At 69.3% G+C, this 17,887-nt stretch carries 10 protein-coding genes; 7 read left to right on the forward strand and 3 right to left on the reverse strand.

What is annotated here, in order from left to right; all coding sequences use genetic code 11:
- The first annotated feature begins 83 nt into the window (after nt 1-83).
- Nucleotides 84-323 carry a hypothetical protein gene (locus tag ND450_RS17215; protein WP_253327119.1) on the forward strand — a complete coding sequence of 80 codons (240 nt, stop codon included), beginning with the start codon at nt 84-86 and terminating at the stop codon, nt 321-323.
- Here ND450_RS17215 and ND450_RS17220 read toward each other — a convergent pair.
- Nucleotides 310-1,410 (reverse strand): S1 family peptidase, encoded by a 1,101-nt coding sequence (locus ND450_RS17220; protein WP_253327120.1) that lies wholly within the window; start codon nt 1,408-1,410, stop codon nt 310-312. The two genes, ND450_RS17215 and ND450_RS17220, sit on opposite strands and share 14 nt — an antisense overlap.
- 414 nt (nt 1,411-1,824) lie before the next feature.
- Here ND450_RS17220 and ND450_RS17225 point away from each other — a divergent pair, with 414 nt between their 5' ends.
- On the forward strand, nt 1,825-3,624 hold the full coding sequence (locus tag ND450_RS17225) for a S8 family serine peptidase (RefSeq protein WP_253327121.1): 1,800 nt from the start codon (nt 1,825-1,827) through the stop codon (nt 3,622-3,624).
- 58 nt (nt 3,625-3,682) lie between these two features.
- Here the strand turns inward: ND450_RS17225 and ND450_RS17230 are convergent, their stop codons facing one another.
- A complete protein-coding gene (locus ND450_RS17230) occupies nt 3,683-4,132 on the reverse strand; it encodes a hypothetical protein (RefSeq protein WP_253327122.1) in 450 nt (149 codons plus the stop codon).
- 54 nt (nt 4,133-4,186) lie between these two features.
- Nucleotides 4,187-5,425: a cysteine--1-D-myo-inosityl 2-amino-2-deoxy-alpha-D-glucopyranoside ligase gene (gene mshC, locus ND450_RS17235; protein WP_253327123.1), complete on the reverse strand. Its 1,239-nt coding sequence runs from the start codon at nt 5,423-5,425 to the stop codon at nt 4,187-4,189.
- A 236-nt stretch (nt 5,426-5,661) separates the two neighbouring features.
- Between mshC and ND450_RS17240 the strand changes: the two genes are divergently transcribed.
- From ND450_RS17240 to ctaD, 5 genes are all read left to right on the forward strand, one after another.
- Nucleotides 5,662-9,816 carry a glycoside hydrolase family 2 TIM barrel-domain containing protein gene (locus tag ND450_RS17240; protein ID WP_253327124.1) on the forward strand — a complete coding sequence of 1,385 codons (4,155 nt, stop codon included), beginning with the start codon at nt 5,662-5,664 and terminating at the stop codon, nt 9,814-9,816.
- Between the two features lie 65 nt (nt 9,817-9,881).
- Nucleotides 9,882-10,709, forward strand: coding sequence for a slipin family protein (locus ND450_RS17245; RefSeq protein WP_253327125.1), 828 nt, complete (start codon nt 9,882-9,884; stop codon nt 10,707-10,709).
- A 132-nt stretch (nt 10,710-10,841) separates the two neighbouring features.
- Nucleotides 10,842-14,738, forward strand: a complete 3,897-nt coding sequence (locus ND450_RS17250) for an ATP-binding protein (protein ID WP_253327126.1) — start codon at nt 10,842-10,844, stop codon at nt 14,736-14,738.
- Nucleotides 14,739-16,064 carry a triacylglycerol lipase gene (locus tag ND450_RS17255; RefSeq protein ID WP_253327127.1) on the forward strand — a complete coding sequence of 442 codons (1,326 nt, stop codon included), beginning with the start codon at nt 14,739-14,741 and terminating at the stop codon, nt 16,062-16,064.
- A 38-nt stretch (nt 16,065-16,102) separates the two neighbouring features.
- Nucleotides 16,103-17,869, forward strand: coding sequence for a cytochrome c oxidase subunit I (gene ctaD, locus ND450_RS17260; RefSeq protein WP_253327128.1), 1,767 nt, complete (start codon nt 16,103-16,105; stop codon nt 17,867-17,869).
- The last annotated feature ends 18 nt before the right edge of the window (nt 17,870-17,887 follow it).

The following is a 17,887-nucleotide window of genomic DNA, read 5'->3' on the forward strand; positions in this document are numbered from 1 at the left end:
GACTTGAGGGCATGAGGGCGACGCCGGACCGGCGTTCGCCCTCCTTCGCACGTCCTCTTCGCGACTCAGCCCCGGGAATGCCCATGTCGTTTCTTCACGTGTACGTCCGCGAAACCGCACCACAGCTCCACAGCGCACTGCAGCCGAACGGCGTGCTGATCCTGGCGCGCGAGGCCGACCCCGACAACGAGGAGCTCCTGCGGCTCGCGCTGGAGAGGTACTTCGTGCCCCTGCGCACCGAACTCGTGCCGGGTGCCCGGCACGCGAACGCGCCGGGCACCCTGGTCACGACCTATCGGGCCAGGTGGATCAGCCCGTCGTGAGGGTCAGGCCGTAGGCCTCGAGGATCTCGTTGACCGGCTGGTAGTAGGTCGTGCCGCCGCTGGTGCAGTCGCCGGAGCCACCCGAGGTGACGCCCTGCGCCTGCGTGCCGCTGACCCACGAGCCACCCGAGTCACCGGGCTCCGCGCACACGTTCGTGCGCGTGAGGCCGCTGACCGAGCCCTCCTGGTAGTTCACGGTCTGGCTCTTCGCCTGGACCTCGCCGCAGTGCCAGCCCGTGGTCGAGCCGGAACGGCAGATCGAGGCGCCCACGGCGGACTCGGTGTGACCGGAGACGATCACGTCGGAACCGCCGTAGTGGTTGACCTTCGGCGTGGAGGTCCACGACGAGTTGGTGCGCACGAACGAGTAGTCGTTGCCCGGGAAGGACGACTTCTCGAACTCGCCCATCGCCGTCTTGTCGACACCGGTCACCGTGTCGCCGGGCGACCCGCAGTGGCCGGCGGAGACGAACCCGCCGTCGACCGCGAAGCCGACGGAGCAGCGTCCGGCGTTGTTGATGTAGTAGGCGTCGCCGCCGCGGGTGTCCTTGAACAGCCGCGGCGCCTCGTCGGTCTCGACGACCTTCGCGACAGCGCCCGCCTTCTCCACCAGCGACTGCGCCGCACCGGTCTGGCCGCGCTTGACGGTGATCGTCACCGCGTTCGCCTTCGTGTCCACGTACCAGCCGGTGACCTCGGCCGGGGCCTGGGACGCGTCCAGCTTCGCCTTGGCCGCGTCCAGGTCAGAGGCCTTGTGCGCGACCGTGCGGGGCTCCGCGCCGAGCTTGCGGAGCCGGTCGGTCTTGGCCGTGTCGGTCACGCCCACGACGAGCTTGCCGGAGGACGCGTCGAACCACGCGCCGCCGTAGCTCTCGCCCGCGTACCCCTCCACGACACGCTGCAGGACCGCGGCCGCGCTCTCCTGGCGCAGCCTCTCCGCCGCCTGCTGGGCGTCCAGTCCGAGGTCGCGCTGCATCGCGGCGAGCAGGTCGGCCGACGGTTGCGGTGCGGCGACGGCGGCAGGGGATGCCGTGGCCGCGAGTGCACCCGTCAGAACAGCCACAGCCGCGACAGCCATGCGCTTCATAGGCACTTCTCCTTGATCTTCGGTTTTTTCTGCAGGGCCGGTGTAACGCCGGACCGGGCAACCGCGATGAGGAGATCAGCTGTGCTGCAACACAGCTCGCACGACACCGGATGACAGGCGTCCCCAGGCGGTCGAACTGCCCGATCAGTTCGTTCCTCCGTCTGGGCGACGCTACTTCGGCGTGCTTACCGGACGGTAGGGTCGATCGAGGGGTGGACCTCGCGGCGCCCGGGTTGATATAGGGAATGCAAATTCGTTCTCCCGGCCTATTTCCGTGACGCAGAGCGACCATTCGCCTTGACACGAAACGTCAAATCTGTCAACAGTTCGCACTCGCTGGCGTATCCCTCTGACCTGCGGTTTAGGTCTAGCGTGCTGGACACCCTGTTCCCTGCACGAGGGAGAAACCCTGCCATGCGAAGAGTCTTGGGTGCGGGACTCACAGCCGCTGCCGCCGTGTGTCTGGCCGCCGCTGTGGTTCCAGCCGCTTCCGCTCAAGAAAACGTGGGGACGATTCTCGGCGCCGACCGCGCCGACGTCGTGAAGGACAGCTACATCGTCTCGCTGAAGGCCGACACGGCGTCGAGGGCCGCCGCGCCGGGCCTGGCGAGCAAGTACGGCGGCCAGGTCGGTCAGGTCTGGCAGCACGCGCTCAACGGCTTCTCGGTGAAGATGACGGCCAAGCAGGCCGCCAGGCTCGCCGCGGACCCGAAGGTCGCGTTCGTCCAGCAGGACGCCGAGGTGCACGCGCTCGACGTCCAGCAGAACCCGCCGTCGTGGGGCCAGGACCGCGTCGACCAGCGCGACCTCCCGCTGAGCAACAGCTACCAGTACGACACCACGGCGTCCAACGTGACGGCGTACGTCATCGACACCGGTGTGCGCACCACGCACACCACGTTCGGCGGCCGTGCGACGTGGGGCACCAACACCTCCGGTGACGGCAACAACAGCGACTGCAACGGTCACGGCACGCACGTCGCCGGCACCATCGCGGGCTCGCAGTACGGCCTCGCGAAGGCCGCGAAGGTCGTCGCCGTCAAGGTGCTGAACTGCTCCGGTTCCGGCACCACCGCCGGTGTCGTCGGCGGCATCGACTGGGTGACGGCGAACGCGGTCAAGCCGGCCGTCGCCAACATGTCGCTCGGCGGTGGCGCGGACGCCACCCTGGACGCGGCCGTGCGCCGTTCCATCGCGTCCGGCGTGACCTACGCGATCGCGTCCGGCAACTCGAACACCGACGCCTGCAGCACCTCGCCCGCACGCGTCACCGAGGCCATCACGGTCAACTCCTCGACGAACACCGACGCGCGTTCGTCGTTCTCGAACTACGGCACCTGCACGGACATCTTCGCCCCGGGCTCGAACATCGTGTCGGCGTGGAACACCAACGACACCGCCACGAACAACATCTCGGGCACGTCGATGGCCACCCCGCACGTCGCGGGCGCGGCTGCCCTGTGGCTCGCCACGCACCCGACCGACAGCCCGGCCGCCGTCTGGTCCGGCCTGAGCGCGGCCTCCACCCCGAACAAGATCACCAGCCCGGGATCGGGCTCGCCGAACAAGCTGCTCTACACGCTCTTCGGCGGCGACCCCCAGCCCGGCAACCCCTCGGTGACCAACCCCGGCACGCAGACCTCCACGGTCGGCACCGCGGCGTCGCTGCAGCTCGCGGCCTCCGGCGGCACCGCGCCGTACACGTGGTCCGTCTCGGGCCTGCCGGCCGGCCTCTCGGCGAGCTCGTCGGGCGCCATCTCCGGCACCCCGACCACCGCGGGCACCTCGACCGTCACCGCGACCGTGACCGACGCGGCCGGCAAGACCGGCTCGGCCACGTTCTCGTGGGTGGTCAACGCGGTCGGCGGCAGCTGTGACGCCAAGACCAACTCGACCCCCGTCGCCATCGGTGACCTCTCCACCGTGACCAGCACGATCGTCGTCTCCGGCTGCGCGGGCAACGCGTCGGCCACCGCCACGATCGCGGTCGCCATCACCCACACCTACAAGGGCGACCTCGTGGTCGACCTGGTCGCACCGGACGGTTCGGTCTACAACCTGCACAACCGCACCGGCGGCTCGGCCGACAACATCAACGAGACCTACACCCGCAACCTCTCGGGTGAGGCCGCCAACGGCACCTGGACGCTGCGCGTGCGCGACGCGGCGTTCCTGGACACCGGCACGTTGAACAGCTGGACGCTCGACGTCTGATCGTCTTCGCGCTGAACGAACCGCCCCCGGTGCTTCCGCCTCGGGGGCGGTTCCCCGTTCAGGGCTCCCGGAACCACTCACGCCGGTGCTCGAACCACTGCCACAGGTCGTCCTCGTCGAGGTCCACGTCCAGCAGCTCCAGCACGGCCTCACGATCCGGGTGGTCGCTCGCGCGCACGTACTCGACGGTGACCTGAACGCCCGCCGCGCAGAGGTGCTCCACGTCGTACATGCAGCCGGCGTCGAAGTTGGCGCGCTTGAGCGCGAAGTGCCGCCAGACGTCCTCGGGCCGCCGGTGCTCGGCCAGCAGGAACCCGGCCAGCGCCGCCTGCTCTCCGAGGCCCTGGGAGTGGGCGCGGCAGAGGGCTTCCTGCTCGACCAGGAACCGCAGCAACGGCAGGTCCCCGGCCGTGCTCCCGGCCGCCAGCACCTCGCCTCGGGCGGCCTCGTTCAGGTCCTCGCCGTCCGGCCCGCGCTCGTACCGCAGCCCCTGCCATGCCTCCGTCACGGGCACAGTGTGGCGGGCGCGCGCCACCGCACGGCAGCGCGCGCCCTCAGCCAGTTACAGCTCCACGCCCAGAAGCGCGTCCACCGCAGTACGAACCTGCGAAGGCCCGTGCCGATCCGACCCGCCGTGCGCCAACGCCTCGTCGGCCCAGGCGTCAACGGCCGCCAACGCACGCGGCGTGTCGAGGTCGTTGCCCAGGTGGTCGCGCAACCGCGTCACGGTGTCCACAGCGGACGGACCCGAGTCCAGGTCCGCCGCGCGGCGCCACTTGGCCAGGCGGGCCAGGGCCTCGTCGAGCAGGTCCTGGGACCACGGGCGGTCGGTGCGGTAGTGGCCGGCGAGCAGCGCGAGGCGGATGGCGTTCGGGTCCACCTTCTCGGCGCGCAGCTTCGAGACGAAGACCAGGTTGCCGCGCGACTTCGACATCTTCTCGCCGTCGAGGCCGATCATGCCCGCGTGCACGTAGTGCCGTGCGAACGGGTGCTGGCCCGTCTGGGCCTCGGCGTGCGCCGCGGAGTACTCGTGGTGCGGGTAGATCAGGTCGGAGCCGCCGCCCTGCACGTCGAAGCCGGTGCCGAGGCGGTTGTGGGCGATGGCGCTGCACTCGATGTGCCAGCCGGGACGGCCCTCACCGAGTTCGGACGGCCAGGAGGGCTCGCCGGGGCGCTTCACGCGCCACAGGAGTGCGTCGAGCGGATGCTTCTTGCCGGGGCGGTCCGGGTCGCCGCCTCGTTCGGCGAACAGCTTCAGCATCGTCTCCTCCGAGTAGTTCGACTCGTAGCCGAACCGCCCGGTGGCGTTGTACTCGAAGTAGACGTCCGGGTACTCGGCGTCGTCGACCCGGTAGGCGTGGCCGTCGGCGACGAGCTTGGCGACGACCTCGACGATCTCCGGGATCGCCTCGACGATGCCCACGTAGTCCTGCGGCGGCAGGACGCGCAGGGCCTCCATGTCCTCGCGGAACAGGGCCGTCTCGCGCATGGCGAGGACCACCCAGTCGTCCTTGTCGCGCTCGGCCCGCTCCAGCAGCGGGTCGTCGACGTCGGTGACGTTCTGGACGTAGTGCACGTTGTGCCCGTTGTCGAGCCACACGCGGTGCACGAGGTCGAACGCCAAGTAGGTGGCGGCGTGGCCGAGGTGAGTCGCGTCGTACGGCGTGATCCCGCAGACGTACAACCTGGCGGTGTCTCCTGGAGCCGTGGGGCGCACCTCGCCCGTAGCCGTGTCGAACAGCCGCAGCGGGCGGGGGTCCCCGGGGACCCGCGGCACAGGAATGGATGACCAGGTCTGCATGCGTCCGACATTAACGCGTGCCGCCGAACAGAGCGTGATTTCCGGGTGTTGGGACGACCACGCGCGGTTCGTTCGGACAGAAAGGCCGGACATCCGTTGACGCCGTGACCGGCACGCCCCTAGCTTCGGGAGGCATGCTTCGTGTCGTCGTAGCCACGGTGGTAGCGCTCTCACTGTCCCCGGCCACAGCACAGGCCGAACCCCTGGACGCCTTGGCGTATCTGGAGAACCCCAGAATGACAGCCGAGAACCAGGAGCCCCCGCACCCGGATCTGAAGCCTGACCGCAGGCTCAGCCTCAACGGCGAGTGGCGCCTGCGGATGTTCGACCGGCCGCAGGACGTGAGGGAGACCTCCGACGGCTGGCGCACGGTCCAGGTCCCCCACACGTGGCAGACCGACTTCCTCGACCACCCGATGTTCCGCAACATCCCCACCGAGATGTACCCGGACGACCCGCCCGGGATCCCGCACGACGTCAACCCGACCGGCGTCTACGAGAAGACGTTCGACCTGCCCGCGGGCTGGGACCGCACGCTGGTCCGGTTCGAGGGCGTGACCAGCGGGTACTTCGTGTGGCTCAACGGCGCGTACGTCGGCTACGACCAGGGCGGCTACACGCCGGCCGAGTGGGACCTCACCAGCAAGCTCAAGCCCGGCCGCAACACGCTGAGGCTCCAGGTCCACCGCTGGGGCTCCGGCTCCCACCTGGAGGACTACGACCAGTGGCGGTTCTCCGGCATCTTCCGCGAGGTCTGGCTCTACTCGACGCCGAAGACGTTCCTGCAGGACGTCACGATCAAGACCGACCTCGACGCCGAGTACCGCGACGCGACGATCTCCGCGGACGTCGAGATCGGCGGACCGCAGGACGGCCACACCGTCCGCACCAGACTCTTCGACCCGAAGGGCCGTGAGGTCCCCATCAGGGACGGCAAGGTCGTCGACCCGCTGAAGTGGACCGACGAGACGCCGAACGTCTACGAACTGCGCGTCGAGCTGCTCAAGGACGGCCGGGTCGTCCAGACGGGCAAGCAGCCCGTCGGGTTCCGCAAGATCGAGATCATCGACCGGCAGTTCAAGATCAACGGCCGGCGCGTCCTGTTCCGCGGCACGAACCGGGCCGAGACCTCGGTGCACGGCAGCCGCTACGTCACCCGCGCCGACCAGGAAAAAGACGTCCAGCTGATGAAACGGTTCAACATCAACGCCGTGCGCACCTCGCACTACCCGAGCGACCCGTACTTCTACGAGCTCGCGGACCGCAACGGCCTGATGATCGCCGACGAGGTCGACATCGAGACCCACCACCACGACGGCTGCCCGTCCAACTGCCTGGCCGAACGCCCCGAGTGGCAGGACGCGTTCCAGGACAGGTTCGTCGCGATGATGCAGCGCGACAAGAACCACCCGAGCGTGGTCATGTGGGACACGGGCAACGAGGCGGGCCTCGGCAAGGCCCACCACACGATGGCCGAGTACGCGAAGAAGAACGACACCCGCCCGCTCTACCACCAGCCGAACGTGCCGGACGGCGACGCGCCCTTCGCGGACGTGGCCGGGCCGCGCTACCCGTCGCCCGCGAGCCTCGAAGCCAAGGCGAAGACCACGACCAAGCCGATCATCATGGGCGAGTACGCGCACGCGATGGGCAACAGCCTCGGCAACTTCAAGGAGTTCTGGGACGTCGTGCGCGCCTACCCGCAGGTGCAGGGCGGCTTCATCTGGGACTGGGCCGAGCAGAACATCGCCCTGCCGCTCTACACGACGCCCGACGACGCCAACGGCATCCTGAGCTACCTGTCCGGCAAACCGTCCCAGGTGGACGGACCGCACGGCAAAGCGTTGCAGCTCAGCGGACTCGACGACTTCGTCGAGGTCTACCGCGACCGCAAGCTCGACGAGGTCACCAACGGCCTGACGCTCGACGCCTGGGTCAAGCCCGACACGTGGACAGGCGACTTCACGGTCATCTCCAAGGGCGACCACCAGTACGCGCTGAAGATGTCCAACGCCACGACGCTGGAGTTCTTCGTGCACAGCGGCACCTGGCGCACGGTCCGTGCGACCGTCCCGGAGGACTTCTACGGCAACTGGCACCGCGTCACCGGCACGTTCGACGGCGCGAAGCTTCGCTTGCTGATCGACGGCCGTGAGGTCTCCACGGCCGACTACAGCGGCACGATCGACTGGTCGCACTGGCCCGTCAACATCGGCCGCAACGCCGAGACCATGCAGGAGAACGTGGGCACGCGCATGGCGCACGGCAGCGTCGACCAGGTCCGGATCTACCACCGCGCCCTGACCGAGACCGAACTCGCGGCCGACCCGAAGACGACCGCCGTGCTGGCGCTCGACTTCGAGAAGCTGGAGGACAAGGGCCGCAAGGAGTCCTACGGCGCCGGCACCGGCGGTGTCGACGGCGTGGTGTGGGCCGACCGCAGGCCGCAGCCGGAGACCACCGAGCTGATGGCCGTCCACTCCCCCATCCGGTTCTCGTTCGCGGGCAACGAGCTCACCGTCGTCAGCGAACGCCAGTTCACCGGCACCGACGACCTCGAACTGCGCTGGGAGGTCCAGGACAACGGCCGCACCATCGCCCAGCACCGCGGCAGGCTCCAGGCGGGCACGACGACGTTGCCGGACTTCCGGGCCGAGACCGAACGCTGGCTGACCGTGCGCGCGACGGATCGGCGCGGCACCGACGTGGGCATCGCGCAGTTCCCGCTCGGCGGCACGCAGATCACCGGCCTGCACACGCCCGGCAGGCCCGGCGAGCTCACCACCACGCAGAACGACTCCGAGGTCGTGCTGTCCGGCAGGGACTTCCGGTACGTGCTCAGCAAGAAGACCGGCACCCTCACGTCGATGCGCGTGCGGGGTACCGAGCTGCTCCACTCCGGCCCGGAGCTCGACGCGTGGCGCGCGCCGCTGTCGAACGAGTTCATGAGCGAGGACTCGTCCTGGTACCGCAGCGGCCTCGACCGCCTGAAGACATCACCAGTCGACATCACTGTCTCACAGGGCACCGACACTCTCGTGACGGTGCGGTCGACCGCCCAGGCGGTGCGGGACGCGTCGTTCGCCCAGACGTTCACCTACCGCGTCACCGGCGCCGGCGAGATCACCATCGGGCACCGGGTCGCCGCGAAGGACCGCATGCGGGACCTGAGCTACCTGCCCGGCATCGGCTTCACCCTCGAGGTTCCGGACACCTACGACAAGTTCACCTGGTACGGCCGCGGGCCGGGCGAGAACTACGACGACCGCAGGTCCGGCAACCCGGTCGGCGTCTACCAGTCCACAGTGGACGAGCAGTTCAACGACTACTACAAGCCGCAGGACTTCGGCAACCACGCGGACACGCGCTGGGCGACGCTCTCCAACGGCCGCGCGGGCCTTCTCGTGGCGGGTGATCTGGACGTGCGCGTGTCGCGGTACGACGACCTCGACCGCGCCGCGTACCCGTTCGCACTCAAGAAGAACGACGGCTGGACGACCCTGCACGCGGCACACCGCGTCACGGGCGTGAGCGAGACGTTCCACGAGCCGTTGCCGCAGTACCAGGTGGAAGCGGGCAACGAGTACGCGTACTCCGTGCTGCTGCGCCCGCTCACGCCCGTGGAGGCGGCAACCGGCAAACTCGGCCGTCAGGTCGACTGCGCCCCCACCGCCGAACTGCGCGCCACGGACACCACGCTCGAACCCGGTGAGCAGGTCCAGGCCGACCTGGTCGTCACGAAGCCCTGTCCCGGCACGACCACGGCCAGGGTCACCGCGCCGGACGGCTGGTCGGTCACCCCGCTCACCGCGGACCTGTCGAGCGGCTCCGCGACGGTGACGATCAGGCGCGACGGCGGCGACACCGGCACCCGCCCGGTCTTCGCGGAGATCACCACCGGCAAGGGGACGTCGACCCTGACGCACGACTTCACCGCCACCCCGCGACCACCGCAGGGCGAGACGCAGGTGTCCGCACTGGAGTTCCTCGGCGAGCGCAACGGCTGGGGCCCGGTCGAGCGCGACCGCAGCAACGGCGAGCAGCAGGCGGGCGACGGCACCACGATGAGCATCCGCGGCGCCCGGTTCGACCGGGGCGTAGGCGTGCACGCCGACTCGGAGTTCCAGGTCTACACCGGCGGCAGGTGCGGTCTCCTGACCGCCACCATCGGTCTCGACGACGAGACGAACGGCGCCGGCACCGTCCGGTTCGAAGTCCTCGGCGACAACCGATCGGTGTACCGAAGCCCTGTGCTGACAGGACAGAGCGCAGCCGTCCCGATCTCCGTCGACACGGGTGGAGCAACGGTGCTGACGTTCCGGGTGACGGACGGGGGTGACGGGAACGCCCACGACCACGCCGACTGGGCCGCACCGGTCCTGCACTGCTGAAAACTGTCGGACCCCAGGCGTACCGTTGGAGATCAAGGGCGTTCGCCGCTGAAAGGCGGGGTCTCATGGTCTTCTTCGAAATCCTCGGCGGGCTGGTCGCGCTCGGAGGCCTCGGCCTCGCCATGAGCGCCAGAGTGATCAAACAGTTCGAACAGGGACTGGTGTTCCGGTTCGGCAAGCTGCAACAGGGCGTGCGCGGGCCGGGGCTGACGATGCTCGTACCGGGGGTCGACCAACTGCGGAAGGTCAACCTCCAGATCGTCACCCTGCCCGTGCCGGCCCAGGACGGCATCACGCGCGACAACGTCACCGTGCGCGTCGACGCCGTCGTGTACTTCAAGGTGCAGGACGCGGCGAAGGCCATCATCAACGTCGAGGACTACCGGTTCGCGATGTTGCAGGTGGCGCAGACGTCGCTGCGGTCCATCATCGGCAAGAGCGAGCTCGACGACCTGCTGTCCAACCGCGAGCGCCTCAACCAGGGCCTGGAACTGATGATCGACACCCCGGCCCTCGAGTGGGGCATCGACATAGACCGCGTCGAGATCAAGGACGTGGCCCTGCCGGAGAGCATGAAGCGTTCGATGTCGCGCCAGGCCGAGGCCGAACGCGAACGCCGCGCGCGCATCATCACCGCGGACGGCGAGCTGCAGGCGTCCAAGAAGCTCTCCGAGGCCGCCGGGACCATGGAGTCGACTCCCGGTGCTCTGCAGCTGCGGCTGCTGCAGACGATCGTGGAGGTGGCGGCGGAGAAGAACTCGACGCTGGTGCTGCCGTTCCCGGTGGAGCTGCTGAGGTTCCTGGAGAAGAACACCAACGTCGAGTCGCCCGTGAAGGCGGAAGGGCCGGTGGCGCCGCCCGAGTTGACTGAGGAGCCGAAGGAACCGGCGTGAGGCGTCGCGGCCCGCCTGCGTCGCCGGGGAACGAGTCCCACCAGCGGTCCACCGCCCCCGGCTACGCCGTGTGAGTTACCCCGAGTAACACCCCCGGCCCAGGAGCGACCTCCGATCAGGGGGTAGTGACGCATGACGGAGAGGGCCAGGGACAGGTTCGTCGGCATCGGCGTCGGCTCCTACGAGCTGGTGCAGCCGCTGCAGCACGCCGTGAGCGACGTGCGGGAGCTGCGCGCCCTGCTCAAGGGCTACGACGGCGAGCCCCTGGCCGACCCGGCCGAGGCCGACGTCCGCGCGCACATGAAGGCGCTGCGCCAGCACCCGCAGGACGGTGGCGCGCTGGTGGCGTTGTGGAGCGGTCACGCCATCCCCGTCGCGGGCAACCTGCGGCTGCTGGCCAGGGACAATGACGGCACGGTCGACGGCATCATGCTGCACGAGTTCGCGCTGTGGTGCGCCGCCTCCGGTGCGCACCAGGTGCTCATCATCGTCGACGCCTGCTACTCGGGCGCCCAGCTCGACGAGGCGGTCCGCACGGTCGCCGCCGTCCAGGAGGAGTTGCTGGCGGGGCAGGTGCACTGGGCGGGTGTGCTGGTGTCGTGTTCGAGCGTCGAGACGGCCCGTGACGGGCTGTTCGGCGGGAAGTTGCGCAAGCTGCTGCGTGCTGGCCCCACGGCCGATGAGGACGCACGGCGGTGGAGCGATCGCATCGCCTTCGTCGACGGTGGGGCGGTCGGCACGGCGCTGTTGAACGCATGGGACAGCGACGTTCAACGGCCGCGCTTCATGCAGTACGGGTCCGCACAGCCGATGCTGCCGAACCCCCTCTATGCCGCGAACACGGTCGTGAAGCACCTTCTGCTCGCGGCACGGGGTGGTGACTCCGCGGACAACCGGTCGTGGTTCACCGGACGGACCGCTCAGGTCGACAAGGTCGTGAGCTGGGTGCGGTCCGGGGTGGCCGGGCTGCGGGTGGTGACCGGGTCGCCGGGTACCGGCAAGTCCGCGGTGGTCGGGCGGGTCGTCAGCCTGTCCAACCCGGCCGAGCGCGACCTGCTGCTGACCGCCGGGCCGTCGTTCCGGCACGCCGACCCCGGTCCGGGTTCCGTCGACGCGGCCGTGCACGCCCGCGCGATGGACGCCGACCGCGTCGCCGACCTGCTCAGCCGGCAGCTCGTCGGCGCGGGCCTGGTCCCCGCGCCCGAGGGACCTCGGCGGGGTGCGGCCGAGCTGGTGGGCGTGGTCAGCGCCCTCGACGAACCCCCGGTGCTGGTGGTCGACGGCCTCGACGAGGCGCGCGGTGAGTCGTTCTCGATCGCCACCTCGCTGCTGACCAAGCTCGCGGCCCACGCCGTCGTGATCGTGTCGACCCGGCAGGCGCACCGGGTCGCGGGCGGTGCTCCCCTGCTGACCGAGCTGTCGCCGGTCGAGGTGCTCGACCTCGACGACGCCGACAGCGAGTCCGACGTCCGCGAGTACGTCCTGGCACGCCTGGGAGCGAACGCCAAGCCGTCCACTGTGGATGAACTGGCGAAGCTGCCGTTCCTGACCGCCTGGATGATCACCGACCAGGTCCTGGCGGACGGCGGGGCCGACCTCAAGCTGTCGTTGGACGCGGCGTTCGATCGCGAGCTCGCGAAGGTGCCCTCGGCGCGTGCGTTGCTGACGGCACTGACGTGGAGCTACGGCGCGGGATTCCCCGAGGAGGAGTGGCGCGCGGTCGCCGAGGCGTTGTCCGGTGAGACGTTCAGCCGTGAGGACATCACGGCCGTGCTCACCGAACTGGGCCGTCACATCGTGCAGGACGGTGAGGAAGGCACGGCGGTCTTCAAGCTCACGCACCAGACGTTCGCGGACCACCTGCGGCCGCCGTTCGCACCGAGCCGGGACGAGGTGTTCGCGCCGGGCGCGGAGAAGGTGGCGTGCGCGCTCATCGAGTTGTACCGGCAGCGCATGGAGGCGGGCGTGCCGCCGAACGTGCCCGGCTACCTGTGGAAGTACGCGTGGCGGCATTGCGGCCACGCGGGCACACGGGCGTTGGACGGATTGCGCGCTCTCGCGGTGATGAACCGGATGTTGTTGCCGGACATCGCACTCGCGGCCACGACGGCGGCGAACGAGCTGATGCACTGGGGTCGTGGCGACGAGGCCATCGCACCGCTCGAGGAGGCCGCCGAGCACTTCCGCGCGCTGGTGCCGAAGTTGCGCATGTACCTGGCGGACCTGGCTTTCGTGCTGAACAAGCTGGGCCGGCGGTTCCGCGACGCCGGACGCCTGCAGCAGGCCGTGGCGCCCGCGGAAGAGGCCGCCGTGCGCTACCGCGAGCTCGTGGCGTCGACTCCGACGACGGCGGAAAGCCTTACGCACAAACGGCTCGCGCAACGCATCGCGAAGACGTCGACGCACGGCGGTGACAACCCGACGTACGCGTCGCACCTCAGTGGCGCGTTGGTGGACCTGAGCGAGGTCTACGCGATGCTGGGCCGCAGGCAGGAGGCGCTGTCCACGGCTCGTGACGCTGTTGCTGCCGTCGACACCGATGCACCGCTTGCGCGCGCGATGACGTGCCTTGCCGCGCGGTGCAGCGATTCCGGCCTGCGCTATGAGGCCATGCAACGGTCCAAGCAGGCCGTCGAGCTGTACTACGCGCTGGCGCAGACGAACCCGGTGTTCCTCGCGGACCTGGTCAGCGCCCTGGTCGAGCTGAGCCGCGACTACCTGGCGCTGAGCAGGCTGTCCGACGCCGCGAGCACCACCCAGCAGGCCGCGGACATCAGCGGCACGCTCGGCCGGCACGCCGCGTTCCGGCCGCAGCTGGCGGACGCGGCGCTGAGCCTGAGCGTCGCGTACAGCATGGTCCACCGCACGGAGGCCGCCCTGAACGCCGCGAGGCAGGCCGCCGACCTCGCCGACGGGCTGCCCGTGCACGGCCAGGCGTTGCACAACCTGATGCGCCGCCAGCGCGACGCCGACAAGCCCCGCGAGGCCCTCGCGACCGGTCTGCGGGCCGTCGAGGTCTCCCTGCTGCCGGAGAACGCGGACCGGCTGTCGACGCTGGCGGCGGCGTTGTTCACGCTCGACACGATCTGCGCGGGACTGGAGCAGCCCGAGATCGTCGAGGAGACCTGGGAGAGGGTGACCGCGCGGTTCAACGGCCCCCAGCTCGCCACGTTGCTGATGCTGCGGGCGGCGGCCACGAAGGCCGGGGATCCGGCGGCGGCGAGGTGGCTGTGCCAGGCGCTCACCCACGTCGGCCAGTCGCGGCAGGCGATCCACGACGTGCACGACATCGCGCGCCGCCACTACGACTCCGGCCCGTGGCCGTGGGACACCACGCCGGACTGGCTGTCGGTCGACCGGGTGTTGCTGCGGACCGCGCGCACCTGGGTGTTCGCGCGGTCGTACGCGGAGGAGCGCGACATCCTGGTGCGGCACCCGGAGCTGCTGTCGACGGACGCGGACGTGGCCGTGTCGGAGGCGTTGTACGGCACGAGCCTGATCGAGGCGCAGGTCATCCAGTCCCGCCGGACCACCGCCCAGCAACAGGGCGTCGCGCTCGCGTACCGGCCGTGGCTGCTCGCGAGTCTCGCGGACGAGTTCGTGGACGCCACGCCCGCACGCCGTCGCGAGCTGCTCGCCACCCGGCGCGACGAGTTGCTGGACAAGGAAGTCCTCAAGAACGTGCGCGACAACAGGCCGGTGCACGCGTTGCTGCTGCTGGCGGACGAGGACGCCGACGTGCTCGACCTCGTGCTCAACGCCGTGGAAGACCCAGCGCGGACAACGGAGATCCTGCGCGGGCTCGCCAATGGCGCTTCACCGCAAGCACTTACGCAGGCCGTGACGGCGTTGGAGCCGCACGCGCTGGCGGCGTTGTACAAGGCGGTCGCGCGCGCTCGGGCCGGTGACGAGCGTCTGGCGTTGCCTTCGGCGGGCCAGCGCATGGCGTGGATCCACGAGCTCACCTACCTGGTGCCCGCGAACTTCGCGTTGCTGCCCCTCATCCGCAAGCTCGCCGAGGAGTCCTAGATGACTGATCTCGTGGTGGTCCTGCCCGGCATCCTCGGCAGCACGCTGCGCAACGCGGACGGCGTGGTCTGGGAGGTGTCCGGCAGGGCCGCGTTGCGCGCCGTGCTGACGCTGGGGCGGAGCCTGAAGCGGTTGAAGCTCCCGGACGGCATCGGCGACGAGCACCCGCAGGACGGCGTCGAGCCCGTCGCGCTGATGTCGGACCTGCACGTCGTCCCGGGCATCTGGACGCCGTTGAAGGGCTACGACCGGGTCACGCGCCGGATGAACTCCCTGGGCTACACCGTGGAGAAGGGCAACCTGATGCTCTTCGCCTACGACTGGCGGCTGTCGAACCGCTACAACGGCGCGTTGCTGGCCCGGCGGGTGGACGAGGCGCTGGACCGGATCGGGCCGGACGCCAAGGTCAGCTTCGTGTGCCACTCGATGGGCGGGCTGGTCGCGCGGTGGTGCGTCGAGCAGTGCGGGATGGCCGAGCGGACCGACAAGCTGATCACCATGGGCACGCCCTACCGCGGGGCCACCGCCGCGCTGGACCAGCTGGTCAACGGCGTGCGCAAGGGGCTCGGGCCGCTGGCGGTCGACCTGACGGAGTTCGCGCGGTCGATGCCGTCGCTGCACCAGCTGCTGCCCGAGTTCGCGTGCATCGAGTCGCCCGGCGGGCTCCTCAAGACCACTGAGGTCTCGTTGCCCGAACTCGACACGAAGATGGTCACGGACGCGATGGCGTTCCACAGCGCGTTGACCGACTCGTTCGCCGATCAGACGTACGCGATCCTCGGCGGTAAGCAGCCCACGGCCACCACGGCGCGCATCTCTGACGGCAAAGTCACCTGTTATCGGACATATGAGGGCGAAGAGCTGTACGGCGATGCGACCGTGCCGATGGTCGGTGCCGCACGGCGTGGGCTCGCGTTGTCGTCGAACACGCTGCACCGCGTGACGGAGCAGCACACGTCGTTGCAGGACAACGCCGCCGTGTTGGACGCCGTCGAGTCGTTCCTGACCGCGAAGGCCATCGTGCCGCGCAACGTGACGGTGACCGAGCCCCAGGTCGTCGTGCCCGACCTCGTGCTCGTCGGGGAGGACCTGGAGGTCACCGTCGAGCTGAAGGACACGGCTCCGCGGGCGGTGAAGGTGGCGGTGCTCGACGAGAACGGCAAACAGGTCGAATCGCGCAGTCCGGCGATCTCCGAGAAGATGGCGTTGAGATTCGGCGATTTGGCCCCCGGCGCTTACTACGTGCAGGTCAGCGGCATTTCGGTAGGCGCTCCGGTGGTCCCGGTGACCAGCGCGGTGCTCGTCGCGGATTGCCCCCCGGTCTGACCGGGAGGACGATTCACCTCTGGCACGGAGGAGGCACGATGACCACGATCAAGCCAACGCCCGTGGTGCCCCACCCCGGGGCTGCGCGCGCCCGGCCGAAGGGCTCGTACTTCCTGTCGTTGTTCAGGACGACGGATCCCAAGCAGATCGGGATCATGTACCTGACGACGTCGTTCGCGTTCTTCCTGATCGGCGGCGTGATGGCGCTGCTGATGCGCGGCGAGCTGGCGCGGCCGGGGCTGCAGTTCCTGTCGAACGAGCAGTACAACCAGCTGTTCACCATGCACGGCACGATCATGCTGCTGCTGTACGCGACGCCCATCCTGTTCGGCTTCGCGAACTTCGTCCTGCCCCTGCAGATCGGTTCGCCGGACGTCGCGTTCCCGCGCCTGAACGCCTTCTCGTACTGGCTGTACCTGTTCGGCGGCATCATCGTGGTCGCCGGGTTCCTCACGCCGGGCGGCGCGGCGGACTTCGGCTGGTTCGCCTACACGCCGCTGTCGTCGGCGGTGCACTCGCCGGGCGTCGGCGCGGACATGTGGATCATGGGCCTGGCGGTGTCCGGCCTCGGCACGATCCTCGGCGCGGTCAACATGACGACGACGGTCGTGTGCCTGCGGGCGCCGGGCATGACGATGTTCCGGATGCCGATCTTCACCTGGAACATCCTGGTGACGTCCGTGCTGATCCTGCTGGCGTTCCCGATCCTCACGGCCGCGTTGATGGGCCTGGCGGCGGACCGGCACCTCGGGGCGCACGTGTTCGACCCGGCCAACGGCGGCGTGATCCTGTGGCAGCACCTGTTCTGGTTCTTCGGCCACCCCGAGGTCTACATCGTCGCGTTGCCGTTCTTCGGGATCGTGACGGAGATCTTCCCCGTGTTCAGCCGCAAACCGTTGTTCGGCTACAAGGGGCTGGTGTTCGCCACTCTCGCGATCGCCATGCTGTCCGTGGCCGTGTGGGCGCACCACATGTACGCGACGGGTGCGGTGCTGCTGCCGTTCTTCGCGCTGATGACGTTCCTCATCGCGGTGCCGACGGGCATCAAGTTCTTCAACTGGATCGGCACGATGTGGAAGGGGCAGATCACGTTCGAGACGCCGATGCTGTTCTCGATCGGCTTCCTCGTGACGTTCCTCTTCGGCGGCCTGACGGGCATCTTGCTCGCCTCGCCGGCGCTCGACTTCCACGTGTCCGACACGTACTTCGTGGTGGCGCACTTCCACTACGTGCTGTTCGGCACGATCGTGTTCGCCACCTACGCGGGCATCTACTTCTGGTTCCCGAAGATGACCGGCCGGATGCTCGACGAGCCGCTGGGCAAGCTGCACTTCTGGACGACGTTCTTCGGGTTCCACGGCACGTTCCTGGTGCAGCACTGGCTGGGCAACGAGGGCATGCCGCGCCGCTACGCCGACTACCTGCCGTCGGACGGCTTCACGTTCCTCAACACGTTCTCGACGATCGGCTCGTTCCTGCTCGGCGCGTCCGTGCTGCCGTTCGTGTGGAACGTCTTCCGGTCCTACCGCTACGGCGACCCGGCCCCGCACGACGACCCGTGGGGCTACGGCAACTCCCTGGAGTGGGCGACGACGTCACCGCCGCCGCGGCACAACTTCAAGGAGCTGCCGCGCATCCGCTCGGAGCGGCCGGCGTTCGAGCTGCACTACCCGCACATGGTCGAGCGGATGCGGGACGAGGCGCACTTCTCGCTGACCCATCCCGGCAAGCACCGGGCGGGCAAGGACGAGATCACCGAGAAGGCGCTCGCGTCGACGCACCGGGACGGGACCGACGAGGACTGAGGGCCTCGCGGGCCGTCC

Origin of the sequence: Lentzea sp. HUAS12 (genome assembly GCF_024125735.1) — a bacterium.
In the GTDB taxonomy this organism is placed as follows: domain Bacteria; phylum Actinomycetota; class Actinomycetes; order Mycobacteriales; family Pseudonocardiaceae; genus Lentzea; species Lentzea albida.